7 protein-coding genes are annotated in these 26,058 nt (G+C 70.5%); 2 read left to right on the top strand and 5 right to left on the bottom strand.

What is annotated here, in order from left to right; genetic code table 11:
* Window positions 1-39 precede the first annotated feature (39 nt).
* Window positions 40-687: a PadR family transcriptional regulator gene (locus ACN27J_RS27770; protein WP_421370741.1), complete on the bottom strand. Its 648-nt coding sequence runs from the start codon at window positions 685-687 to the stop codon at window positions 40-42.
* Window positions 688-794: 107 nt separating this feature from the next.
* Here ACN27J_RS27770 and ACN27J_RS27765 point away from each other — a divergent pair, with 107 nt between their 5' ends.
* Window positions 795-2,546, top strand: coding sequence for an acetyl/propionyl/methylcrotonyl-CoA carboxylase subunit alpha (locus ACN27J_RS27765; protein WP_421370738.1), 1,752 nt, complete (start codon window positions 795-797; stop codon window positions 2,544-2,546).
* Window positions 2,547-2,548: 2 nt separating this feature from the next.
* Here the strand turns inward: ACN27J_RS27765 and ACN27J_RS27760 are convergent, their stop codons facing one another.
* The 4 genes from ACN27J_RS27760 to ACN27J_RS27745 all read right to left on the bottom strand — a co-directional run bounded on the left by ACN27J_RS27760 (window position 2,549) and on the right by ACN27J_RS27745 (window position 25,365).
* Window positions 2,549-2,812 (bottom strand): hypothetical protein, encoded by a 264-nt coding sequence (locus ACN27J_RS27760; RefSeq protein ID WP_421370736.1) that lies wholly within the window; start codon window positions 2,810-2,812, stop codon window positions 2,549-2,551.
* A 4-nt stretch (window positions 2,813-2,816) separates the two neighbouring features.
* The gene (locus tag ACN27J_RS27755; protein ID WP_421370734.1) at window positions 2,817-13,988 is read right to left on the bottom strand and encodes a LamG-like jellyroll fold domain-containing protein; all 11,172 of its coding nucleotides are present in this window, start codon (window positions 13,986-13,988) and stop codon (window positions 2,817-2,819) included.
* Between the two features lie 232 nt (window positions 13,989-14,220).
* A complete protein-coding gene (locus tag ACN27J_RS27750) occupies window positions 14,221-14,658 on the bottom strand; it encodes a hypothetical protein (RefSeq protein WP_421370732.1) in 438 nt (145 codons plus the stop codon).
* 63 nt (window positions 14,659-14,721) lie between these two features.
* Complete coding sequence (locus ACN27J_RS27745) at window positions 14,722-25,365, bottom strand: LamG-like jellyroll fold domain-containing protein (protein WP_421370730.1); 10,644 nt, start codon at window positions 25,363-25,365, stop codon at window positions 14,722-14,724.
* Here ACN27J_RS27745 and ACN27J_RS27740 point away from each other — a divergent pair.
* Window positions 25,346-25,840, top strand: a complete 495-nt coding sequence (locus ACN27J_RS27740; protein ID WP_421370728.1) for a hypothetical protein — start codon at window positions 25,346-25,348, stop codon at window positions 25,838-25,840. The two genes, ACN27J_RS27745 and ACN27J_RS27740, sit on opposite strands and share 20 nt — an antisense overlap.
* Window positions 25,841-26,058: the final 218 nt, after the last annotated feature.

Raw genomic sequence — 26,058 nt, 5'->3', positions numbered from 1 at the left:
CGCTGCGTCTGGCACGCTAGACCCCGGCGATCGGGCTAGTCAACGTTGATTATTGCCGGGTGATCTGGCCGACTCCCGGTCGGCGGCGTCCAGGTCAGCCTGCCACCCCGCCCAGGTGCCGTCAGCCGGCTCCTCCGCCGGGTGATACGACGCGCCCGACTCGATCAGCCCGGCGATCCGGTCACACCACGCGATCTCCCCGTCGACCCGGGCGATGGTCAGCTCCAGCATCCAGCCGACGTACGACGGTTTCTGCCGCAACCATCCGGCGGCCAGGTCGTCACGGGCCACCGCGTTGCCGGCCCGCAGCATCGCGGCCCGACCCCGCAACGCCGCGACCGCCTCCGCGCGGGGCAGCGCCGGCAGAAAGGCGAATGCGCTGAGGAACGGATCGGCCGACGGCCGACAGTCGCGCCAGTGCTGCCGCAGCAACGAGTCGAACTCGTCGACCCCGGTGGGGGTGATCTCGTAGCTGGTCCGGGCCGGCCGGGCACCCACCTGGGCGGTGCCGACCTGGCGGAGCAGCCCTTCCTCGGCGAGCTTGCGCAACGCGTGATATATCGACCCCGGTGCAATGTTGGCCCAGCTGTCCGCCCGCCAACTGAGCAGCTCACGGCGCACGTCGTAGCCGTGCACCGGTTGCATCCATTTGACCAGACCGAGAATCATCATCCGGGTGGCAGACACATCCGGGAGCCTAATCGCCAGTGTGTCATCCCACACTGAGCGCCGGTTCAGTTGATCAAGCAGGCCGTTAGACTCCGGCTTGATCCGTGAGCAAAGGAGAACAGGGCGTGCGCAAAGTTCTCGTCGCAAACCGGGGCGAAATCGCGGTCCGGGTGGTCCGCGCCTGCCGGGACGCCGGGCTGGCCAGCGTCGCCGTGTACGCCGACCCGGACCGCTCGGCGGTGCACGCCGGGCTGGCCGACGAGGCGTACGCCCTCGGCGGGGAGACCGCCGCCGACACGTACCTGCGGATCGACAAACTGCTCGACGTCGCCGCCCGGTCCGGAGCCGACGCCGTCCACCCCGGCTACGGGTTCCTCTCCGAAAACGCCGACTTCGCCGCCGCGGTAATCGACGCCGGCCTGACCTGGATCGGCCCCAGCCCGCAGGCGATCCGCGACCTCGGCGACAAGGTCACCGCCCGGCACATCGCCCAGCGGGCCGGCGCGCCGCTGGTGCCCGGCACCGCCGATCCGGTCGCCGGCCCGGACGAGGTGACCGCCTTCGCCGAGCAGTACGGCCTGCCGGTAGCGATCAAGGCTGCGTTCGGCGGCGGCGGACGCGGCCTGAAGGTCGCCCGCGAGATGGCCGAGATCGCCGACCTGTTCGAGTCGGCCACCCGTGAGGCGGTCGCCGCGTTCGGTCGCGGCGAATGCTTCGTCGAGCGCTACCTGGACCGCCCCCGGCACGTCGAGGCGCAGGTCCTCGCCGACCAGCACGGCAATGTGATCGTGGTCGGCACCCGGGACTGCTCGCTGCAACGCCGCCACCAGAAGCTCGTCGAGGAAGCACCGGCGCCGTTCCTCACCGACGCCCAGCGTGCCGAGATCCACGCCAGCGCCAAGGCGATCTGCCGCGAGGCCGGCTACCACGGTGCCGGCACCGTCGAATACCTGGTCGGCGTCGACGGCACCATCTCCTTCCTGGAGGTCAACACCCGGCTGCAGGTGGAGCACCCGGTCACCGAGGAGACCGCCGGCATCGACCTGGTCCGCGAGCAGTTCCGGATCGCGGACGGCGAGCCGCTGCGGTTCACCGAGGATCCGACCCCACGCGGGCACTCCATCGAGTTCCGGATCAACGGCGAGGACCCGGGCCGCAACTTCCTGCCCGCGCCCGGTGCCATCACCGCGCTGCGGTTGCCGACCGGCCCAGGCGTACGGGTGGACACCGGCGTCACCGCCGGCGACGTCGTCAGCGGCAACTTCGACTCGCTGCTGGCCAAGCTGATCGTCACCGGCGAGACCCGCACCGAAGCACTGGAACGCGCCCGGCGGGCGCTGGACGAGATGGTGGTCGACGGGATGGCCACCGCTCTGCCGTTCCACCGCCTGGTGGTCCGCGACCCGGCGTTCACCAGCGAGCCGTTCACCGTGCACACCCGGTGGATCGAGACCGAGTTCGACAACACTGTCCCGGCGTTCACCCCGCCGGCGGCGGCCGACACGCCGGCCGAGGCCCGCGAGACCGTCGTGGTCGAGGTCGGCGGCAAGCGGCTCGAGGTCAGCCTCCCCGCCGGCTTCGGCGGCGGTACGCCGCCAGCGGCGACCGCCGAACGCCGGGCGACGCGCCGACGCGGTGGCGGCACTGCGGCGGCCGCCGCCAGCGGTGACGCGCTGGTCTCACCGATGCAGGGCACCATCATCAAGATCGCCGTCGCCGACGGCGACCAGGTCGCCGAGGGCGACCTGGTCGTGGTGCTGGAGGCGATGAAGATGGAGCAGCCGATCAACGCGCCCAAGGCCGGCACGGTCTCCGGCCTGGCCGCCGAGGTCGGCGCCGTGGTCAGCGCCGGTGCCACGATCTGCTCGATCAGCTGACCTCACTCGCCAAACTGACCTTTTAGCCTCCGGCTCTGCACGACATGGTCGCTCGTCAGCCGACCGAGGAGGTCCGTGCAGGCGTCGGCTTCGGTGGGGTGCCGCACCTCGTCGGTGCGGCGGCCCCGTTCGCTGTAGTAGACGCTCCACCGGCCACCGTCGTGGACCAGGCAGTACGCCTCGTCACGGTCGCTTCCGACGCTGTACGCGTCGGCGGGCACGCCCGCCGCCGGTAGTCGTGCGGTCAGCTCAGCTGAGTTGATCACTAAATCACCCGATCTTACTCAGGTAGCCGGCGTCCAACAGTCCCTGGACACTAGCTGGCAGGTAATACTGGACGCCCATGCCCATCTCGCCGAACCACGGCGCGATCGTGGCCTCCCGGGCAACGAGACGACGCTCGACCTGGTACACGGTGTACGGCTTGAGCTGGGTCCCCGGCGCCAGGGCCCGGTTGGTGTACGGAGTCCCCGTCGGCGACACGTACCGCCCACCCGGGTAGCCGTACCGGTCGACCCGCTGACCCGGCGTCAACACGGTCACCTTCTCCGCGCCGAGTGCCCCGTTGTTCGGCGGCCAGACGACCCCACCGTCCGGGCCGACCCCGCACGTGCAGGACTCAGGATGCCCAGGCGACGCACCACCGCAGTTGTGCACCAGGACCGGCCGGTCGGCCGCCACCACATAGTAGGTGTGGACGCCGGCGACGGTGAGGTCGTTCATCCACTTCAGGCCGGTCCACACCCGGACCGCCGCGACCCGCTGGGTGGTTTCGCCGTCCGGGCTACGCAGCCGGTCACCAGGCCGCAGATCTTCGGCGTCGGTCCACCGGTTGGTGGTGGCGCTCCAGAACGGGTGGTGCGCGGTCGTCTCGACGACCGTGCTCTCACCGGTCTCCGTGTCGGTGACCGTGACATCGGTCAACTCCCGGTCGGCGTGACCGTGCAGCAGCCGCACCGGCCGGGCGGTGGTCCGCCCCGTCGCCGGGTCGGTGGCCAGCACCTGGTCGTCGAGCTCGACCTCGGCGATCGGCTTGCTGCTGCCGTCGGCCATCCGTACCCGGGTGTCCGGGGCGAAACTGTGCCGGACACAGCTGGCGGCCGTGTCTGCGGCGTCGTCGACCCGGCTGCCACCAGTCCGGGCGGCGTCGTCGACCCGGCTACCGCCAGCGCGGGCGGCGTCGTCGACCCGGCTACCACCAACGCGGGCCGCGTCGTCGGCGTAGTCGGCCACCTCCCGGGTGGCCCGGCTGGTGCCGCGCGACACCGCCTGCGACAGGTCGTCGAACTTGCGCCCGACGGCCTTGCCCGCCGACGCGACGGCCCTGCCGGCCGATGCTGCGGCCTTACCGGCCGACGCCGCAGCCTTGCCGACACCGGTGCCGGCGACCTTCTTCGCCCCGGCGGACCCGGCCTTGCTCAACGCCTTGCCCGCTGCCGGGCCCATCATCGGCAACGCCGCGCCCAGACCACCGGCGACCCCACCCAGTACGGCGGTGCGCAGCAGCTCGACGCCGGTCTGGCCCTGCATGGCACCGGTGACCAGGGCACCGGTCACGCCGGAAGCCACCCCACAGGCGACCGCTCCGACCCCGGTCCAGCCGATCGCGACCATGCAGGCGGCTTCGACGAAGAACCCGACCAGCGCGCCGACGATGTCGGCCTTGTGCTCGACGATCCAGTCCCGGGCCGTACGGGCCCACTGGCCGACCTGGTCGACGGCCCCTTTGATCGCCTCGGCCATCTTCTGATAGGCCTGCGACAAAGCTTGCTTGACGTCGTTGAACTTCTCAGCGATCTGTTCGCGGGCCGCCTGTGCCCACTCAGACACTCGCTCCCACGCCTGCTGCACCCCGGCCTTGACCGTGTTCCAGGCCTTCTGCACGCCGGAGGAGATCTTCTTCCAGGCGTTGCGCAGCCGCTTGCCGAAGTGACCGGTCGGGTCGGTGACCGTCAGCGAGTTGCCGTCGCCGTACTGGTAGCGGTTTGCCCGGATCGAGTCGGGCACCGGGCTGACGGTGACGCTGTCGCGGCTGTCGAACTGACCGACGGCCGGGTCGTACCAGCGGGCGTGCATGTTGACCCGATCCGACCGGGGATCGGTCCACTCCGACTGGTAGCCGAGGTTGCCCTCCATGCCACTGGTGGCGGTCACCTCACCCAGCGGCGAGTAGGTGCGGTTGCCGGTCACCGACGTACCGGCGGTGTTGAACTGGGCGACGATGTCGTCGTGCAGATCGGTCCAGAGCATCCGGCTGGTGCCGCCCGCCCGGACCGCGACGGCACCGCCGTCCGGATCCCGCAGGTACTTCGCCGCGCCGTCCATGGCGAGGTCGTTGCCGAGCCCGGTGTACCGGAAGTCGCTGCGCAGCGCCCGGCCCAACGCGTCGTAGGTGTACTCCCGGGCGTTGCCGCCGTCGGTCGGCTGCTGGCTGACGATCTGGTCGAAGGCGTCCGCGACCCCGACCGAGGTGGTGCCGCCGGTGACGGTCTGCTTACGGGTGCCCCGGGCGGTGTAGGTGTAGCTGGTGCCGGTGCTGTCCGAGACGAGCCGGTTGCGGGCGTCGTGGACGTAGTCGACGTCGCCGACCCCGGTCCGGTTGCCGGCGGCGTCGTACCGGTAGCCGACCGTGGTGTTGCCGTCGTCCCAGGAGGTGAGCCGGTCGGCCAGGTCGTACGTGTACGTGTTGCTGACCGTCGTCGAGCCACGGGTGACCGTCTTGCTGGTCTCGTTGCCGTTGGCGTCCCACCCGTAGGTGATCGTCCCGAGGACCTGCCCGTTGGACCGCACCAGCCGGTCACTGGTCAGCCGGTGCAGATCGTCGTAGGCGAACACCCGCCGGTTGTTGGTGCCGCCGTAGGACATCGACGACACCGCCGACATCTCGTCGTAGGAGTAGCCGATCGAAACCCCGGCGCTGCTGTTGCTCAGCGACGCCAACCGGCCGGCGCTGTCGTAGCCGTACTGGGTCAACCCGGCCGCGTCGTCCCGCGAGGCCATCGACCCGTCCGGGGTGTAGGTGAACGACGCGTCCCCGGACGGGCCGGTCACCGACAACGGCAACCCCCGGTCGTCGTACACGACCTGGTTGGTGCCCCCCGGCGCGGAGAACTCCACCATCCGACCCGCCGGGTCGTAGCCGTACGTCCGGTCCTGGGTCGCCGCCTCGGCACCGGAGCCGGACTGGCGCTCCAGCCGACCGGCGTCGTCGTAGACCAGGGTCCGGGTCACCCCACCCGGGGCACGCTGCGACACCGGCTGCCCGGCCACGTCGTACACAGTGGTGTATGTGCGGTCCGCCGCGTTCGGGTACGCCGCCGTGGCCGGCTCGATCCGCGACTGCGGCAACCCCCACACGTTGTACGTCGACCGGAACGCCTGCCCCCGCCCGTCGGTGAACCGGGTCGGATTGCCGGCCAGGTCGTAGCCGTACGACGAGTCGATGGTGGTGCCGGCAGCCACCGGCTCGGACTGGGTGCGCAGCAGGCCCGTCGCGTCGTAGCTCAACCGGGTCGTGGTGCCCCGCGCGTCCGTCGCCGACACCATGTTGCCGGCGGCGTCGTAGGTCCAGGCCGAGGTGGCCAGGGCGGCCCCGCCGGTCGCCCGGTACGCCGCCGTCGCGGTCGGCTGGGACAGCGGGTCGTAGATGGTGGTGGTGTAGGTGCCGTCCGGGTTGGTCTGTTTCACCGGCCGACCCAGGGCGTCGTGGTCGACCCGGCTGGTCTGCCCGGCACCGTCGACGACGCTGGCCAGCTCACCGGCGGCGGTGTAGCCGTACCCGGTGGTCACCCCGGCCGGGGTGACCACCGTCGACAGCCGACCGGCGGTGTCGTAGGCCATCGTGGTGGTGTGCGTCTTGCCGGTCTGGCGGACCGCCTCGCTGACGCTGGTGGTCCGGCCCAACAGGTCGTACGTGCTGCCGGTCACCGCCCCGGTGGGGTCGGTCACCGCCAGCAGGTTGCCCGCCAGGTCGTAGCGGGCGGTCGTGGTGGCGTCGTCCGGCGCCACCTGGGTCACCGCCCGGCCAAGTTGGTCGTAGGTGAACTCGGTGGTCCGGCCCAGCGGGTCGGTCCGCGACACGACCTGGCCGAGGCTGTCGTACACCGTCGTGAAGACCGGGACGACCGGGGTCGACCCGCCCGGCGGGGTGTACGCGGGCGGCCGGGTCTCGAAGGGCCGGCCGGCCCGGTCGTAGGTGTACCGGGTCACCGCGCCGTTCGGGTCGGACTCCGCGGTGACCTCGCCGAACGTGTTGTAGCCGATCCGCTCCACCGGTCGGGCCGTGACCACCGCCGCGTCGAGTTCACCGGTCTCGGCCTGCACCTCGGGGCCGGTCGACACCGCTGGCCGGTCGGCCTCGTCGTGGGCCACGTTCGTGGTGTTGCCCAACGGATCCAGCACCGCCGTGGCCAGACCACCGTCGTCGAGCACGTGGCTGGTGCGCGACACCGTGGCGTCGGCCGCCGGTACGGTGCCGGCAACCACCCGGTCGGCCCAGCCGGCGTCCGCCGACACGCCCTGGTACAGCTGCAGGTCGGAGATGGCCCCGTCGAGCCCGGAGCCGATCCGTAGCCCGCCCCTCGCCATGCTGTGGTAGCGCGCGCCGGTGCTTTCGCCGACCTTGTCGCCGTCGATGAACACGGTGAACCGGTCGGCCTGCGGGTCGACGCCGACGGCCAGGTGCTGCCACTCGTTCTCCTGCACCGCGCCTTCCCCGAAGGGACATTCGCACCGGATCAATCCGCCCATCTGCTGCTCGTTCGTGGACACCCGCCATCCGTCGATGGTGTGGTCGAACCGGAGCTGGAAGGCGAAGTCGCGGTTTGCGGTGGACGCGCTCAGCCGGGCGGCACCGGGCACGGTCAGCACCGCGCCGGACTTGCCGTCGTTGTCGACCCGTACCCAGGCTGCCACGGTGTACGGCCGGGTGGTGTCCACCGCTGGCGCGGCCGTGGTGATCTGCGACGACGACGCACCGGTGAACGCCGCGACCCGCCCCCGCTCGGCGTCGTTCTCCCAGGTCACGCCGGTAGCCGTACCGGGGCTGTTACCGGCCGAGTCGGCCGCCGCCGTACCGCTGGTCTCGTTCAGCCGCCAGCGGGCCACCGGCGTCGTCGTCCGGTCCGTCGCCCGGTAGCGGGTCTGCGAGACCTCCCGGCCGAGGATGTCGTACGCGTGGTCGGTGACGGCCAGCGTCGCGCCGGAGCCGTCCCGGGCGACGCTGGACAGCACCTGGTCACCCGGCGACAGCGTGGTCTCGGTGACCCGGTGCAGCCCGTCGGGGTCGAGCACGCTGCGGATCTGCCGGCCCGCCGCGTCGTAGGCGTACGTCATGACGGTCTGTCCGTTGTCGGTGCGCTGCTCGACCAGGTTGCCGGCCGCGTCGTAACGGTTGTCTTCCAGCAGGAAGGAACTGTCCCCGTCGGTGCGGGTCACCGTCGCGGTCCGCCCGTCGTCGGTGTACGTGTACGTCGTGACGTGCCCCATCGCGTCGGTGGTCGACGCCAGCCGGCCCGCCGGGTCGTAGACGTTCGACTCCACCACCAGGTCCACGGCAGGAGTCGGATCGTTCGGGTCCCCGGTGTAGCCCTTCAGCGTCCGCGACAGCAGGTCGCCGTTGGCATCCACCTGGTAGGCGTTGACCGTCCCGTCCGGGTCGGTCTGCTCCACCAGGTGTCCGTAGACGTCGTAGCGGTAGCCGGTTGTGGCGTCCATCGGGTCGACGGCCTGCGACCGACGGCCGTGGTCGTCGTAGGACCATCCACTGACCCGGGCCACGTCCCCACCGGTGGCGTCGCTGACCCGCTGCTCGGTCAGGAACCCGTCCGGGCTGTACGCGTGCTGCGTCACCGCCGTGTGCACCGCGCCGGTCACCCGGTCCGTCACCGCCGGATCGGTCCGGGTCGCCACCCGACCCATCGCGTCGTACGTGTACGTGGTGGTCCGCCCCTGCGGGAACGACGGCGTCACCACCGTCTCGGTCAGTTCCCGACCCAACCGGTCGTAGGTGTAAGTGGTGGTCGCGCCCGCCGGGTCGACCACCGTCGCCACGTCACCGGCCGAGGTGTACGTGATCAGCTGCCAGCCCTTCGACGGGTCCAGCACCTGTGCGGGCAGCCCGGCCGGAACGCTCCCGCCGGTGGTGTAGGCGATCTCCGTACGCCGGCCGAGCGGATCCACCGTGCTGCGCAGGTCACCGTTGGAGCTGTCGTAGAGGTAGAGCGTCCGGTAGGTGTCGTCCTGCGCGCTGGACGAGCCCGGCCCCCGCGCCTCCGTCAGCCGGTCGCTCTTCGGATGCGTCGGGTCGCTGCTGTAGAAGGTGTAGGTGGAGTAGCTGCTGGAACACTTCTCGGCGGCCTGGTCCTGGCAGGTCACCTCCTGGATGGTGTTGCCGCGCTCGTCCTGCACCGACCGGGTGACGATCCCGTTTGGGTCGTACTCCAGGCTGGTGAACCCGCCGGTGTCGTACCCGTACAGAGTGGTGCGGCCCAGCGCGTCGGTCTGCGACACCTTCCGCCCGGAGACCAGGTCGTAGGAGTACGACACCTGATGCCCGCCCGGGTCGGTCACCGACACGATCGTCACCGGGTTGGCCACCGTTGTGGTCTGCGTGTCCTGCGCCGCCGAGTCGACCTGCGTCGCACCGGGCGGCAGGGCGTCCGCCGGCAATTGGCCGGCCGCCGTCTCCGACAGCCCAGGAGCCTCCGTGCCGCCGCCGGTCGCTGCGGTGACCACCAGCGGCACCGTCTGCCCGACCGACCCGTGGTGCAACGTCACCTCGTCGGTGCCCAACGCCCGGTGGTAGAACGCCACCTCCGCCAGCGACCCCGCGTAGTACGCCGTCGCCCCGACGGCCAGACCCGACCAGCCGTTGCCGGTGTACCCCGCGCCGAGATACCCCTGCCCCTGCGGGCCGGCGGCCGGCAACGCGCCGGTGCTCGACTGCACCGGCACCCCGTCGAGATACAGCACCTGCGTCGTGGCGTCGGCGGCGTCGGTCGTGGTCAGTACGGCGTGGTGCCACGCGCCGTCGTTGACCGGCGACGGTGACGTCAGCGCCAGCGCCCACCGCTGCTTCGCCTGGCTGGTGGCGCAGCTGCGGATGGCCAGCGCGGTGCCGTCAGTGGTGGACGAGCCCGGCACCTCCAGGCAACGGCCCGACCCGGTGTTGCGCCAGCCGCCCTGGTGCGGCGTCCACTTCTGGTTGGCGCTGGTCGAGCAGGTCTGTGCCTGGACCAGCGTGCCGTTGCCGGTGGCCTGGCCGGTCAGGCCCAGACACTTGTCGCCGCGCCGCAGCTGCTGGCTGGTGCCGACGTACCGCCAGCTCTGCGCGGACGTGGCGGCGCAGGTGCCGACCTGCACCTTGGTGCCGTTGGTGGCCAGCTCCGCGCACTTACCGGCGAGCCCCGACGTCAGCGGCCCGGTCGGCTCGGTCGACGGGGCCAGGCCGCGCAGCCGACCGTCGGCGTCGATCCACAGCACCGGCGATCCCGCCGACGGCGTACCGCCGACCGCCGCGTCCTGCGTGCCCAGCAGCACCCCGGCGGTCGCCGTGGTCTTGAACCACAGCTCCTGTGACTTCGCGCCGGTCGGCGTGACCCGGGCCCCGGGCACCGACACCAGCGACGATTCCCCGTCGAACGACACCGCGGTGCCGTCGGCGAACGGCCCTGCCGCGCCCAGCGTCACCGCGCTGAACGTCGCGGTCTCCTGCCACGTCTCGTTGACCGCGTCGACCCCGGCGGCGTCGCGCAGCCGCCAGTAGTCGGTGGGTGCCGAGCCCAGCACGGCCGCCGCGTACAGGGCGCTGGTGCCGGCCACCCGGGGCGTGCCCATCGTCCAGGTCCCGCCGTTGCTGTCGGTCAGCGACGCCAGTTTGCCGGTGACCGGGTCCTTTGCCAGCTCTGCCAGGGTCCGCCCTTCGGCGCTGGTCACCGTGGACAGCTGCCAGCTCTGCGCGCGCGCCGTACCGTTGATCTCGGTGACGTCGGCGTCGGTCAACGTCCGGTCGAAGAACGCCACGTCGGCGATCTGGCCGGTGAAGAAGTTCGCGTGCCCGGTGTTGTTGGCGGAGCCCTGATGCGGCTGGTCCGGCCAGTTCCCACCGACGAACCCGGCACCCACGTACTCGTACGCCGACCCGCCGATGTCGAACATCTCGATCAGGCCGTCGCGGGTCGCCTGCCGGGTGCCGTCCAGGTACAGGGCCTGGCTGGCGCCCGCCCCGGCCAGCACCACGTGATGCCACTGGCCGTCGTCGACCCGACCGGACGACTGCATGGTGGTGCCGGCGAAGCCGTCGTAGAACTTCGCGTGCAGCTTCCCACTCGTCCCGACGTAGATCGCCGGCGTGTAGTTGCGCGACGTCGTACCGTCCGAGACCGGGTCGTGCTGGTAGGAGAACAGCACCCCGGCCCGCGACGACGCGCCGGTGCGGAACCACATGCTGACCGACTGGTACGCGCTGTCGTTGACCAGCCCGCTGGGCAGCCGCACCCGCGACGACGTGCCGTCGAACGCCGTCGACGTCGATGTCGAGCCCGGCCACACCGTCGGCGTCGGCCCCGGCGTCGTACCCTCGTAGAACGCCACGTCGGTGCCGCCGCGTTCCAGTACGTCGCTGGCGGCCCAGGTGGATCCGGCGGGCTCGTTCAACCGCCAGTACGACGACGGCGCGTGGTTGCGCACCGCGTTCGCCCCCTGATTGACGTTGTTGCCCCAGCCGTACGTGGTACACGCCGACGTCGGCGTACACGCCTTCGTCAGGCGGTCGTGGCTGCCGTAGGTGTACTGCCACACGTAGCCGCTGCCGCCAGCGGTCGGCGCGTCCGTCGTCACCTTGGTGACGTGCGACCCGACTGACGGGCTGGCGGTGCCCGCCCAGGTCAGCGTCAGCGACCGGCCTGAGGCGTTGGTCAGCTTCGAGATCAGTCCGCTGCCGTTGTACGTCGCCGTCAGGGTCCGGTCGTTGGCGTCGGTCACCGCCGTGAGCCGGAAGACCCCGCCGCCGGCGGACCGGCCGAACACGTACGTCGTGCCGTGTTTGACGGTCAGCCGGTACCCGGTGACCGTCGTACCGGACTTCGTCTCGGTCAGCACCTCGTAGCGCCCCGGCGGCGGCACGAAGGATCCGTCCGAGGTGGGGCCGAACGCGGCCTCCGAGCCGTCCGGGTAGGTCACCACGACGCTCTGCAGCGCCGCCGTCGTGCTGGTCCGCCCGGTCACCTGGGCGTCCAGCAGGCTCGACCAGCCCTGCCCGAACGCCCCGGACCGCCGGGTGTCCAGCGTGTTGTACGACCGGGTGATCGCCAGCTCCGGGCCGACCCCGGCCACCTGTGCGTCGGTCACCGTGGTCGTGTAGTTGCCGATCTCCGGGTGGTAGCCCACCCCCGGGTTCTGCGCCAGCCGCGATCCCAACGCCGGTTGTGGCACCCGGGTGTAGAACGTGTACCTCGGATACCGGGCCCCGTAAACGGCACCGTCGAACGGCTGCACGACCCACGAGTACTGCTTGTTCGACTGCAGCAGCCCGGCCGGGACGTCGTAGTAGGAGCCGGTGCCCTCGGTGACGTGCAGGACCGTGCCGGCGTCGTCGTGCAGCCAGAGCTTGTAGCTCACCGGCCCGGACTTGTCCGGGTCGTGGCCGTGCACGTACAACCGGGGGGTCAGCGTCGACACGACCGCGCCATGCACCGGGGAGCGCCGGCTCACCTGCGGCGGCAGGTTGGCCGTCATGGTCAGCTCCAGCCGGGGCGCGTGCGCTCCGTTGCCGTAGTTCGCCGAGGTGAACCTCGCCCCGGCGGCCGTGACCTGCTCGTCGTCGATCAGCGCCAGGCCGAGGTTGCGCTGCCCGAGGGCCCACCCCGAGATCAGGTCCCGGACGTCGACCTGCACCCACTGGCCACTCGTCGGGCCCGCCGACGGGTTGGCGCACGCCTGACCGTTGTCGGTGTAGTAGCGGTACCGCACCGAGCCGGGTTCGAGGTCCGGCCCGGGCAGCGCGGCGGTCGCCAGATCGCTGACCGTCCACTCCTGATCGACCAGGCCGACCTGCAGATCCTTGGCGTCGCAGCGCACCCGGTGGTTCAGGAACAACCGCAGGTACGCCGAGGCGATGATCGGCTTGGCGGGGGTCAACGCGGACGAGATGTCGAAGTTGAGGAACGTCCGGGAGCCGACTCCCCCGTTGTAGCCGACCTGCAGGTGGTTGCCGTTCTGCACGGTCGCGCCGGTGGCCGGGTCGGAGTCGACGAACACGTCCCCGTCGGGGCCGGTGGTCACCGTCGGATCCACCCGTACCGGGAAGACCCGCGCCGGGTCGGTCAGCCACGACCGGTCGGCGACCAGCCGCAGCGCCGGCCCGCCGTCGACCTCGGTCAGCTCCATCGTGACGGCCGCCGACTGCGCCGGCAGCCCGGTCTCCGCGTCGACCGACGAGTCCTGCATGAACGCCGGCGGGATCGACGCCACCACAGTGCCCGCGTCGTCGACCAGCTCGACCGAACCAGCCGAGGAGATGCGGGCCGTCACGCCCCGCAGCGTCAGCGGGAACACCCACTCCGACGCGGCCTGCGGCGACGCCAGGATCAGCGTCTCCTTCACCCCGTCCGGCCGGGCAACCAGCTCCAGGTCCGTGCCCGGCAGCACCTGCCGGTACGTCGCCGTCGCGCCGTCGACCTCCGGGGTCACCGCCGCCGCGTCGGCCAGGCTCCACCCGAACCCGCCGCCGCCGGGCAGCGGCAACTCGACCAGCGGCTCCCCCGCCGCCGTGTCGGATGCCGCTGCCCTCGCCCCGGATGCCGCCCCAGCCCCGGATGTCGACCCCAGCGACACCCCCATCGGGTTGTCGGTGACCCCCCACCGGTCACCCCGACGCACCAGGGTCGGATCGATCGGCCGCCACGACCCGTCCGCCGCCCGGTAGTTGACCTGACCGGTGCTCAGCTGCGCCGTCGTCGAACCGTCGGCGTTGTCGTACACCGTCATGGTCGACCGTGACGACCGGGCATCGCGGCGGCTCGTCGCCGGATCGTGGCGCGCCGCCGTCACCGGCGTCACCGACTCGTCCACCGCCGGCTGCCCGGCGTACCCCGGCAACCCGTCGACCAGCTGCTGCGCGGTGCCGGCGCCGCCGCTGGCCCGGGTTGCCGCCGTCGAGGTGTACCCGCCGGGGCCGGCACCGTCGCCGACCGGCGACACCGGGAGCTCAGCCGTCGCCGGGCCGCCCCACGGCAACCAGCCCGGCCGATCGGTGATCCACGACGTCAGCCACCCCACCGGGAATTCACCGTCGGCGGGCACCGCCCCCGGCGGCACCGACGATGACAACCCCACCAGCGCGGCGGCCACCACCGCGACTCCGCCGGCGCACCGCCGCCACCGGGCGAACGTCCGGGTGGTCCCCGTTCGACGACGGCGGTGCGGATCCTGGCTCGTTCCCATCGGTGGCGGCCTTTCTCGCTGCGGTACGCCGTTCGCCCAGTTAGGACCAGGAACAGATCGTGCCGGCTCGGGGCCGCCGAGTATTGAGGGAAATCTGAGGAAGCCGTTGGGGAAAACCAGGGAAGCGCTGAGCGCGCGCCAGCAGCCGGCCAGGCATGATGGACAGAGTGCGTGGTGCCGGCGGCGATGAAGCTGGAGCAGCCGATCAACGCGCCCAAGGCGCGTCCACTCATCAGTGCTGCCGGCGACTCCACTCGCGGCCGTTTGCCGCGCGTAGCAGGGTCAGCGCCGACTCGGCTCCGATCCGCAGGTGAAGCGCCCTGAGGTACTTGGCCTGCCCGGTCAGGGCCTTCCGGAGGCTGGTCAGCGTATGCGCGGACCGCGAGACCTGGTTACGTGGGCCGAGTCCCGCGGCCGCGACAAGATCCGGCAGGTCGGCGACCAGGGTCTTGGCGCCGACGTCCATCGCGACCTGGGTCAGCACGAGCTTGTCGACCGGGTCGAGCATGACGGCGTACCGGGCCACCGGCGACGTGAACGTGACGGTCTGCAGGACGACATCGTCGTACACCGGTCCGACCAGCCCGAACTCGTCGCCGAGGAAGCCGAACGCGGTTCCCGCTTCCTCGGCGAACGACTTCTGAACGGTGACGAACCCCTTACCAGCCACCGCACGTCCACCTTCCACCCCGGTCACCCCGACCGGGACTGTCTCCTACGGTCGGACCTTCTCCTACGGTCGGACCTTGGTGACCAACCAGTGGTCACCCACGGGTGCCCACCCGTACCCCTTGTCCCGAAGGTACTTCAACTCCCGCTGGAACACGTTCCCACCCGCATAGTTCGGAACATTGGGGTTGGTCACGATACGCACCTCGTTGCCGTTGGCGAAGGCATCGTTGATGAACCGCTTGTTACGCGTCCAGTTCCAGCCACCCACGCCACCCTTGCCGTTGTTCAACGTCCCCTTGATGTTCAGGAAGTCCGCGTCAAAGGCTCCGCTGGGCCGATCGAGCATGTACCGCTTGATGTCCGCGAACCGGCCGAGCAACGTGGTCTTCCGGTTGCAGTTGTGCACCAGCACCGGCCGGTCGGCCGCCACCACATAGTAGGTGTGGACGCCGGCGACGGTGAGGTCGTTCATCCACTTCAGGCCGGTCCACACCCGGACCGCCGCGACCCGCTGGGTGGTTTCGCCGTCCGGGCTACGCAGCCGGTCACCAGGCCGCAGATCTTCGGCGTCGGTCCACCGGTTGGTGGTGGCGCTCCAGAACGGGTGGTGCGCGGTCGTCTCGACGACCGTGCTCTCACCGGTCTCCGTGTCGGTGACCGTGACATCGGTCAACTCCCGGTCGGCGTGACCGTGCAGCACCCGCACCGGCCGGGCGGTGGTCCGCCCCGTCGCCGGGTCGGTAGCCAGCACCTCGTCACCGAGCTCCACCTCAGCGATCGGCTTGCTGCTGCCGTCGGCCATCCGTACCCGGGTGTCCGGCGCGAAACTGTGCCGCATGCAACTGCCGGCCCCGTCCGCCGCCCCGTCGGCGGCATCGTCGACCCGGCTGCCACCAGTCCGAGCGGCATCGTCGACCCGGCTGCCACCGGCGCGGGCCGCGTCGTCGGCGCGTTCGGCGGCCTCCCGGGTCGACCGGTTGGTGCCGCGGGACACCGCCCGGGACGCGTCGTCGGCCTTGCGGGTGACTGCCCGGCTGAACGACCGGGCTCCGGCGACGGCCTTCGCGCCGACCCGGGCGGCGGCCTTGCCGGCACCGGTGGCGGCGGCCTTCTTCACGCCGGTGGAGGCGGCCTTGCTCAACGCCTTGCCGGCGACCGGGCCCATCATCGGTAGGGCAGCGCCGAGACCACCGGCCAGGCCGCCGATCACCGCGTCCTGCAGCAGATCCATGCCGGTCTTGCCCTGCATGCCGCCGGTGACCAGGGCACCGGTGATACCGCCGACCATGCCGCAGGCGACCACGCCGACCCCGGTCCAGCCGATCGCGACCAGGCAGCCGGCCTCGACGACCATGCCGACGATCGCGCCGACGATCTCGGCCTTGTGTTCGACGATCCAGTCCCGGGCCGTACGGGCCCACTGGCCCACCTGTTCGGCGGCGGCTATCAGCGCCTCACCGGCCTTGATCAGATCCTGATAGTTCTGCTCCACCGTCTGCCTGATGACGTTGCCCGCCTCGACGAGCTGCTCCTGCGTCCACCTGTTGGCCGCCCCCAGGCCGTCGCCGACCCAGTCGGTGAAGTCTTCGAACCGGTCGCCGAACCAGTCGACGGCGCCGTGGTAGGCGTCCTCGATGTCTTCGTACCGGTCGCCGACCCAGTCGGTGAAGTCGTCCCACGACCTCGCGAACCGTTCTCCGACGTGGCCGGTGGGGTCGACCACGGTCAACGGGCTGCCGTCGCCGTACTGGTAGCGGTTGGCCCGGATCGAGTCCGGCACCGGGCTGACGGTCAGGCTGTCCCGGGCACCGAACTGTGCCGTGACCGGGTCGTACCAGCGGGAGTGCATGTTGACCTGCCCACTACGAATGTCGGTCCACTCCGACTGGTAGCCGAGGTCACCGACCATGCCGGTGTCTGCGGTCACCTCGCCCAACGGCGAATAGGTGCGGCTGCCGGTCACCGTCGCCCCGGCCGGGTTCAACTGGGCGACCACGTCACCGTGCAGATCCGTCCACACCAACCGGCGCGTGTTGTTGTGCCGCGCCCCGACCACGCCACCGCCCGGGTCCCGGGTGAAGAACGCGTTGGAACTGTCCCGGGCGAGGTGGTTACCGAGACCGGTGTACTCCCAGCCGTCCCGAAACGCCCGACCCAGCGCGTCGTAGTCGAACACCCGGGCATTACCACCCGCCGGGGTGTGCTCGACCGCCTGGTCGAACGCGTCCGACACCGTCCTCGCCGCACCAGCCGCGCTGCGGGTGCCCCGCGCCGTGTACTGGTAGCCGACACCGGTGCTGTCCGAGATCAGCCGGTTCCGGGCGTCGTAGACGTAGTCGACGTCGCCGACTCCGGTCCGGTTCCCTGCCTTGTCGTAGCGGTAACCGACGGTCGTGTTCCCGTCGTCCCACGACGTCAACCGATCCGCCAGGTCGTAGGTGTAGGTGTTGACCGTCGTCGACGACCCACGGGTGACGGTCCTACTGGTCTCGTTACCGTTGACGTCCCAGCCGTAGGCGATCGACGCGATCGTCGACCCACCCGAGGACACCAGCCGGTCGCTGGTCAACCGGTGCAGATCGTCGTAGGCGAACACCCGCCGGTTGGTGGTACCGCCGAAGGTCATCGACGACACCGCCGACATCTGGTCGTACGTGTAGCCGATCGCGGTGCCCATGTCCGTGTTGTTCACCGACGCAAGCCGGCCCGCACCGTCATACCCGTACTGCGTCAACCCCGCCGCGTCGTCCCGCGACGCCATCAACCCGTCCGCCGTGTAGGTGAACACCGCGTCCCCCGACGGGCCGGTCACCGACAACGGCAACCCCCGATCGTCGTACACGACCTGATTGGTGCCCCCCGGCGCGGAGAACTCCACCAACCGACCCGCGGCGTCGTAGCCGTACGTCCGGTCCTGCGTCGCCGCCTCCGCACCCGACCCGGACTGGCGCACCAACCGGCCGGCGTCGTCGTAGACCAGGGTCCGGGTCACCCCGCCCGGCACCCGCTGCGACACCGGCTGCCCCGCCGCGTCGTACACCGTGGTGAACGTCCGATCCGCCGCACCCGGATGGGCCGCCGTCGCCGGCTCGATCCGCGACTGCGGCAACCCCCACACGTTGTACGTCGACCGGAACGCCTGCCCCTCCCCGTCGGTGAACCGGGTCGGATTCCCCGCCAGGTCGTACCCGAACGACGACTCGATCGTCGTCGTCGCATCCACCGGCTCCCGCTGCGTCCGCAGCAGGCCCGTCGCGTCATAGCCGAACCGCGTCACCGTGCCGCGCGCGTCCGTCGCCGACACCACGTTGCCCGCCACGTCATACGACCAGGCCGCCGTCGCCAACGCCGCCCCACCGGACGCCCGGAACGCCGCCGCCGACACCGGCCGCGACAACATGTCGTACCCCGTCGTCGTGTACGTACCGTCCGGATTGACCTCCTTGACCGGCCGACCCAGACCGTCATACACCAGACTGCGGGTCTGCCCCGCGCCGTCGACCACACCCGTCACCTCACCGGCCGCGTTGTACCCGTACCCGGTCGTCACCCCCGTCGGCGACCGCACCGACGACAACCGACCGGCGGAGTCGTAGCCCACCGTCGTGGTGTGCACCTGACCGGTCTGCCGCACCGCCTCACTACCGGTCTGCCGCACCGCCTCACTCACACTCGTGACCCGACCCAGGAAGTCGTAACCGCTACCGGCCACCGCACCCGTCGGATCCGTCGTCGCCAACAGGTTGCCCATCAGGTCGTACCGCGCCGTCGTCGTCCCGCCGTCCGGCGCCACCTGGGTCACCACCCGACCCAACTGGTCATAGGTGAACGTCGTCGACCGGCCCAGCGGATCCGTCTGCGACACCACCTGGCCCAGCGGGTCGTACACCGCCGACGCCACCGGCGTCACCGACGACGACCCACCCGGCGGCGTGTAGCTCGGCAGCCGAACCGCCACCGGCCGACCCACCCGGTCCACCCCGAACGTCGTCACCGCCCCGTTCGGATCCGATTCCGCAACCACCTCACCGAACGTGTTGTAACCAACCCGCTCCACCGGCCGGGCCGTCACCACCGGACCGTCCAACTCACCCGACTCCGCCTGCACCTGCGGACCCGTCGTCACCACCGGCCGGTCGGCCTCGTCGTACTCCACGAACGTCGCCTGACCCAACGGGTCCGTCACGGAGGTGGCAAGACCCGCGTTGTCGACCACGTAACTGGTCCGCGACACCCCCGCGTCCGCCGCCGGCACCGTGCCCGCCATCACCCCGGCGGCCCAGCCGTCGTCGTCCGGCACCCCCTGATACACCTGCAGATCGGAGACGGCCCCCTCGAGGCCCGAGCCGATCCGCACCCCGCCAGCCGCCACGCTGTGGAAGCTGCTGCCGGTGAAGTCGTCGACTTTCTCGCCGTCGAGGAACACAATCCACCGGCCGGCCTGCGGGTCCACGCCCACCGCCAGGTGCTGCCACTTGCCCGCCTGTGTCGAGCCCTGCCCGAAGGTGCGGCGGCGTTGTAGTACGCCGCCGCCTTTGAACACGAGTTGCTCGTTCGTCAGCGCCCGCCATGCGTCGTCGGTGTGGTCGTAGTTGAGCGCGAACGCCGGTGCGCCCCACCCGGACACGCTCGTCCGGGCGCGGCCGGGCATCGCCAGCACCGAGACGGGCGCCCGCAGATCGTCCAATCGCACCCAGACGGCGACCGTGTACGGCCGGGTGGTGTCCACCACCGGTGCATCGGTCGTGATCAACGACGACGACCCATCGAACGACGCGACCCGACCCCGCTCGGGATCCGACGCCCAGGCCACGTCCGTGGCCGTACCCGGACTGTTACCCGCCGAGTCAGCGGCCGTCGTCCCACCCGTCTCGTTCAACCGCCACCGCGCCACCGGCGTCACCGACCGGTCCGCCGACAGATGCCGGGTCTGCGACACCGGCCGACCCAACACGTCATACGCGTAGTCGACGACCGACAACGCCTCCCCCGCAGCGTCGCGATCCACCCGCGACAACACCCGGTCGGCCGGTGACAACGCCACCTCGGTCACCCGCTCCAGGCCGCCCGGATCCAGCACACTCCGCACCTGCCGACCCGCAGCGTCGTACTCGAACGCCGTCACCGTCGCACCGTTGTCCGTCCGCTGCTCGACCAGGTTCCCCGCCTCGTCGTAGCCGTTGCTCTCCAGCAGGAACGAGCTGTCCCCGTCGGTGCGGGTCACCGACGCGGTCCGCCCGTCGTCGGTGTACGTGTAACTCGTGACGTAGCCCATCGCGTCGGTGCTCGACGCCAACCGACCCGCCGGGTCGTACACGTTCGACTCCACCACCAGATCCACCGGATCCGTCGGATCATTCGGATCCCCGGTGAACCCCTTCACCGTCCGCGACAACACATTCCCGTTGACATCCACCTCGTAGGCGTTCACCACCCCGTCAGGATCGGTCTGCTCCACCAGGTGCCCGTACACGTCATAGCCGTAGCCGGTCACCGCGCCCTCGGCGTCCACCGACGCCGACCGACGACCGTGCCCGTCGTACGACCAGGTACTGACCCGGGCCACATCCCCACCCGACGCGTCACTGACCCGCTCCTCCACCAGGAACCCGTCCACGCTGTACGAATAACGCGTCACCGCCCGATGCACCGCCCCGGACACCCGGTCCGTCACCGCCGGACCCGTCCGCGTCACCACCCGACCCACCGAGTCGTACGTGTACGACGTCGTCCGCCCCTGCGGAAACGACGACGTCACCACCGTCTCCGTCAACGTCCGGCCCAACCGGTCGTACGTGAACGTCGTCTCCGCCCCCGCCGCGTCCGACACCGTCGCCACGTCACCCGCCGAGGTGTACGTGATTGCCATCCACCCCTTCGACGGATCCAACACATTCCACGGCAGACCGGCCGGGGCGTACCCGCCGTCGACCGCAGGCACATCCGTACCGTCGGTGTATTCGATCTCTGTCTCCCGGCCAAGCGGGTCCGTCACGCTGCGCAGGTTGCCCGCGTAGTTGTCGTAGGCGTACGTCGTCAGGTAGGTGTCGTCCTGGGCGCTCTGCGAGCCCGGCCCCCGCACGTGGGTCAGCCGGTCGCTCTTCGGGTGCGTCGGGTCGCTGCTGTACAAGGTGTAGGTGTAGTAGCTGCTGGAACACTTGTCGGCGGTCTGGTCCTGGCAGGTCACCTCTTGGACCGTGTTGCCCCGCTCGTCCTGCACCGACCGGGTCACGCTCCCGTTCTGGTCGTACACCAGACTCGTGAACCCACCCGTGTCATAGCCGTACAACGTCGTCTGACCCAACGCGTCGGTCTGCGACACCTTCCGCCCGGTCACCAGGTCGTACAAGTACGACACCTCGTTGCCACCCGGATCGGTCACCGACACGATCTTCACCGGATTCGACACCGTCGTCGTCTGCACATGCTCCGCCGCCTCGTCGACCTGCACCGCACCCGGCGGCAACACCTCGACCGGCAACCCACCCGCTGCTGTCTCCGACAACCGGGCTTCGGCAGCCCCGTCGCCCGCCGCGGTCACCACCAACGGCACGGTCCGACCCACCGACTGGTAGTGCAACGCCACCTCGTCCGCGCTCAACGTCCGGTCGTAGAGCGCGACCTCCGCCAACGAACCCTCGTAGTACGCCGTCGAGTCCGAGGGCAGCCCCGGCCAACCGTTGCCCGTGTACCCCGCGCCCAGATACCCGTGACTGAGCCTTTCGACCCCGCCGGCCAGGGCGCCGGTGCTGGACTGCACCCGCACCCCGTCCAGGTACAACGCCTGGACGGTGTCGTCGCCGGCGGCGGTCTTGGTCAGCACCGCGTGGTGCCACTTGCCGTCGTTGACCGGCGCCGCCGACACCAACGCCAACGCCCACCGCTGGTTCGTCTGGTCGTTGCAGTTGCGGATCGCCAACTGGGTGCCGTCCGTGGCCGACGAGCCGGGCACCTCCAGGCACCGGCCCGCCCCCGAGTTGCGCCAACCGTTCCCGGACGTTTCCCACTTCTGGTTGGCGCTGCTCGAACAGGTCTGCGCCTGGACCAGGGTGCCGTTGCCGGTCGCCTGACCTGCCAGGCCCAGACACTTGTCACCTCGACGCAGCTGCCGGCTGCTGCCGACGTAGCGCCAGCTCTGCGCCGTCGCACCGTCGCAGGTGCTCAGTTGCACCTTCGTGCCGTTGGCCGCCAACTCGGCGCATTTGCCGGCGAGCCCCGACGTCAACGGCCCGGTCGGGTCCACCGACGCCGACAACCCCCGCAACCGGCCGTCGGAGTCGATCCACAACACCGGCGATCCCACCGACGGCGTCCCGTCCACCGCCGCGTCCTGCGCCCCCGCCAGCACATCGCCGGTACCAGTGGTCCTGAACCACAGCTCCTGCGACCGCGTCCCGGCCGGCGCCAACCGCTCCCCCGGCACCGACACCAGCGACGATGACCCGTCGAACGACACCGCCGTGCCGTCCGCGAACGGACCCGCCGCTCCCAACGTCACCGAACTGAACGTCGCGGCGGACTGCCAGGTCTCGTTGACCGCCTCCACACCGGCCGCGTCCCGCAACCGCCAGTAGTCCGTCGGCGCCGACCCCAGCACCGCCGCCGCGTACACCCCGCTCGTCCCCGCCACCCGCGGCGTCCCCAACGCCCAGGTCCCACCGTTGCTGTCGGTCACCGAAGCCAGCTTCCCGGTCACCGAGTCCATCGACAACGACGCCAGCGTCCTGCCTTCCTGGCTGGTCACCTTCGACAACTGCCGGCTCTGCCCCCGCGCCGTCGCGTTGATCTCAGTGACCTCGGCCGAGGTCAAGGTCCGGTCGAAGAACGCCACATCGGCGATCTGCCCGTCAAAGAAGTTCGCATGCCCGTGGTGGTTCGGCGAACCATGATGCGGCTGGTCCGGCCAGTTCCCGCCGACGAACCCCGCACCCACGTACTCATGCGCCGACCCACCCACGTCGAACATCTCGATCAGGCCGTTGCGGGTCGCGTGCCGGAGCCCGTCCACATACAGCGCCTGACTCGAGCCGGCCCCGGCCAGCACGACGTGATGCCACTGCCCGTCGTCCACCCGACCGGACGACTGCATCGTCGTCGAGTTGCCGTCATAGAACTTCGCGTGCAACTTCCCACTCGACCCGACATAGATCGACGGCGTGTAGTTGCGCGACGTCGTACCGTCCGAGATCGGATCATGCTGGTACGAGAACAACACCCCCGCCCGGGACGCCGTCCCCGTCCGGAACCACAGACTGACCGACTGGTACGCGCTGTCGTTGACCAGCCCGCTGGGCAGCCGCACCCGCGACGACGTGCCGTCGAAGGCCGTCGACGTCGACGTCGATCCCGGCCACACCCCCGGTGTCGGGCCCGGCGTCGTACCCTCGTAGAACGCCACGTCGGTGCCGCCGTTGTCCAGCACGCTGCTGGCCGCCAGGGTCGACCCGGAAGGTTCGTTCAACCGCCAGAACGACGACGGCGCATGATTCAGCACCGCGTTCGCCCCCTGGTTGGCGCTGTTACCCCAGGTGTACGTGGTGCACGACGCCGTCGGCGGACACACCTTCGTCAACCGGTCATGGTTGCCGTACGTGTACGTCCACACGTAGCCACTGCCACCGGCGGTCGGCGCGTCCGTCGTCACCTTCGTCACATGCGACCCGACCGACGGACTCGCCGTCCCCGCCCAGGTCAACGCCAACGACCGCCCCGACGCGTTGGTCAGCTTCGACACCAGTCCGCTGCCGTTGTACGTCAACGTCAAGGTCTGGTCGTTGGCGTCCGTCACCGACGTGACCTTGAACGCGCCACCCCCGGCCGCGCGGGAGAACACGTACGTCGTCCCGTGCTTGACGGTCAACCGGTACCCGGTCACCGACGAACCGGACTTTACCGCGGTCAGCACCTCGTACCGCCCCGGCGGCGCCACGAACGACCCGTCCGACCCCGGCCCGAACACCGCCTCCGACCCGTCCGGATACCGCACCACCACACCCAGCACCGCACCCGCCGAGTTGGTCCGCTCGGTCACCCGCGCGTCCAACAGACTCGACCAGCCCTGCCCGAACGCCCCCGACCGCCGGGTGTCCAGAGTGTTGTACGACCGGGTGATCTCCAGCGCCGGCCCCACCCCCGTCACCTGCGCGTCCGTCACCGCCGACGTGTAGTTGCCGATCTCCGGGTGATAGCCCACCCCTGGGTTCTGCACCAGCCGGGACCCCAACGCCGGCTGCGGCATCCGCGTGTAGAACACGTACTTCGGATAGCGGGCGCCGTAGACAGCCCCGTCGAACGGCTGCACCGCCCACGAGTACTGCTTGTTCGTCTCCAACAACCCGACCGGGACGTCGTAGTACGACTTGGTGCCCTCGTTGACGTGGATGAGGGTCCCGGCGCTGTCGTAGATCCAGACCTTGTAGCGCACGGTGCCGGACTCGTCGAAATCGCGGCCGCGCACATACAACCGGGGTGTCAACGTCGACACCACCGCACCGTGGGCCGGCGCCCGCTGGTCCACCTGCGGCGGCAGATTGTTCGACAAGGTCAGCTGCAACCGCGGCGCGTAGTCACCACCGGCATAGTTCGCCGAGGCGAACAAGGCCGCCGCCGCCGCAGACAAGTCCTCCTCGTCCAACAGCGCCAGACCAAGATTCGGCTGACCGAGCGCCCAGCCCGAGATCAGGTCCCGGACGTCGACCTCGACCCACTGGCCGACGGACGGATTCGCGTTCGGGTTCTCACACGCCCGCCCGTTGTCGGTGTAGTACCTGTAGTGGTTCGGCCCCAGATCGATCTTCGGGCCCGGATGGGCGGCGGTCCGCAGATCACCGACCGTCCACTCCTCCTCGACCAGCCCGACCTTGACCCGCTGGACGTCACACCTCGCCCGGTAGTTCAGGTACAGCCGCAGGTTCGCCGAGGAGATGAACCAGCCCGACTTCGCAAACTCCGCTGGGATGGTGAACTTGAGAAACGTCCGGGACAGGACGCCGTCCCGGTTACCGATCGCGAGACGGTCACCGTTTTGCACGGCCGGGCCGGTGTCCGGATCGGTGTCGACGAACACGTCTCCGCTCGTCGAGATCAGCGCGCCCACGTCCGCCCGCGCCGGGAACACCCGCGCCGGATCCGTCAACCACTCCCGGTCGGCCACCAGCTTCAGCGCCGGGCCACCGTCGACCTCCACCAGCTCCATCGCCACCGCCGGCGACCGCGCCGGCAGCCCCGTTTCCGGATCGACCGACGAATCCTGCATGACCGCCGGCGGGATCGACGCCACCACCGACCCGGCGTCGTCGACCACATCGACCGACCCACCGTCACCGGCGCGGACCGACACACCGTCCAGCGTCAGCGGAAACACCCACTCCGACCCGGCCTGCGGCGACGCCAGCACCAGCCCCTGCTTCACCCCGTCCGGCCGCGCCACCACCTCCAGATCGGTGTCCGCGAACACCTCCGGATACGTGGCCGTCCTGCCGTCGACCGCCGGCACCACCGCCGCCGCACCAGCCAGACCCCAGCCCACCGAGCCGCCACCGGGCAGCGACAACTCCACCGGCGGACCACCCGCCGACGTACCGGCCAGCGACACCCCCAGCGGGTTCTCCCGCACCACCCACCGGTCACCCCGACGCACCAGAGTCGAGTCCACCGGCCGCCACGAACCATCCGCCGCCTCGTAGTTGACCCGCCCCGTACTCAACTCCGCCGTCGTCGAACCATCCGCATTGGCGTACACGTCGGCATTCGCCCCCGACGCCGACGCGTCCCGCACACTCGACTCCGGATCGAACCGGCCCACCGTCACCGGCGACACCGACTCGCCCACCACCGGCTCCCCGGCATACCCCGACAGACCGTTCACCAATCGCTGCGCCGAACCCGCCCCACCCGACGCCCGCGTCGCCGCCGACCCCACATACCCACCTGAACCGGCACCGTCACCGACCCGCGCCGCCGGCAACTCCACCGCCGGCCCGCCCCACGGCAACCACCCCGACCGACCGGTGAACCACGACGACAACCACCCCACCGGGAACTCACCGTCCGCCGGCACCGCACCCGGCGGCACCGACGACGACAACCCCACCAGCGCCGCGACCACCACCGCGACCCCACCCGCCCACCGCCGCCACCGAACGAACGTCCCCGCTGTCCTCAAGCGACGCCGACGGTGAACAGCACGACTCGCAGACATCAGCGGCTACCTCTTCCCACCTCGAAACATTCGGTCGCGCAGCAATCGACCGTCAGGAATCATCTACGGAGGACGATGCCGGAACTTGAGGGAATGCTGAGGATCGCCTGGGGATTCGCTTTCAGAAGTTCTGAGGAAACGTCTCCGACTCTTGATCGCCAGGGCATGACCCTGGCCCCGCTGTGCTCGCGATCGGCT

This window comes from Solwaraspora sp. WMMB762 (assembly GCF_049179115.1).
Taxonomy (GTDB): Bacteria; Actinomycetota; Actinomycetes; order Mycobacteriales; family Micromonosporaceae; genus Micromonospora_E.
Note: the sequence above shows the minus strand (reverse complement) of the source record. Positions and strands in the feature narration are given on the sequence as shown.

What these genes read in the sequence shown, in the direction of transcription:
- ACN27J_RS27755 (WP_421370734.1), bottom strand. Translation starts at nt 13,988, where the DNA reads ATGGGAACGAGCCAGGATCCGCACCGCCGTCGTCGAACGGGGACCACC.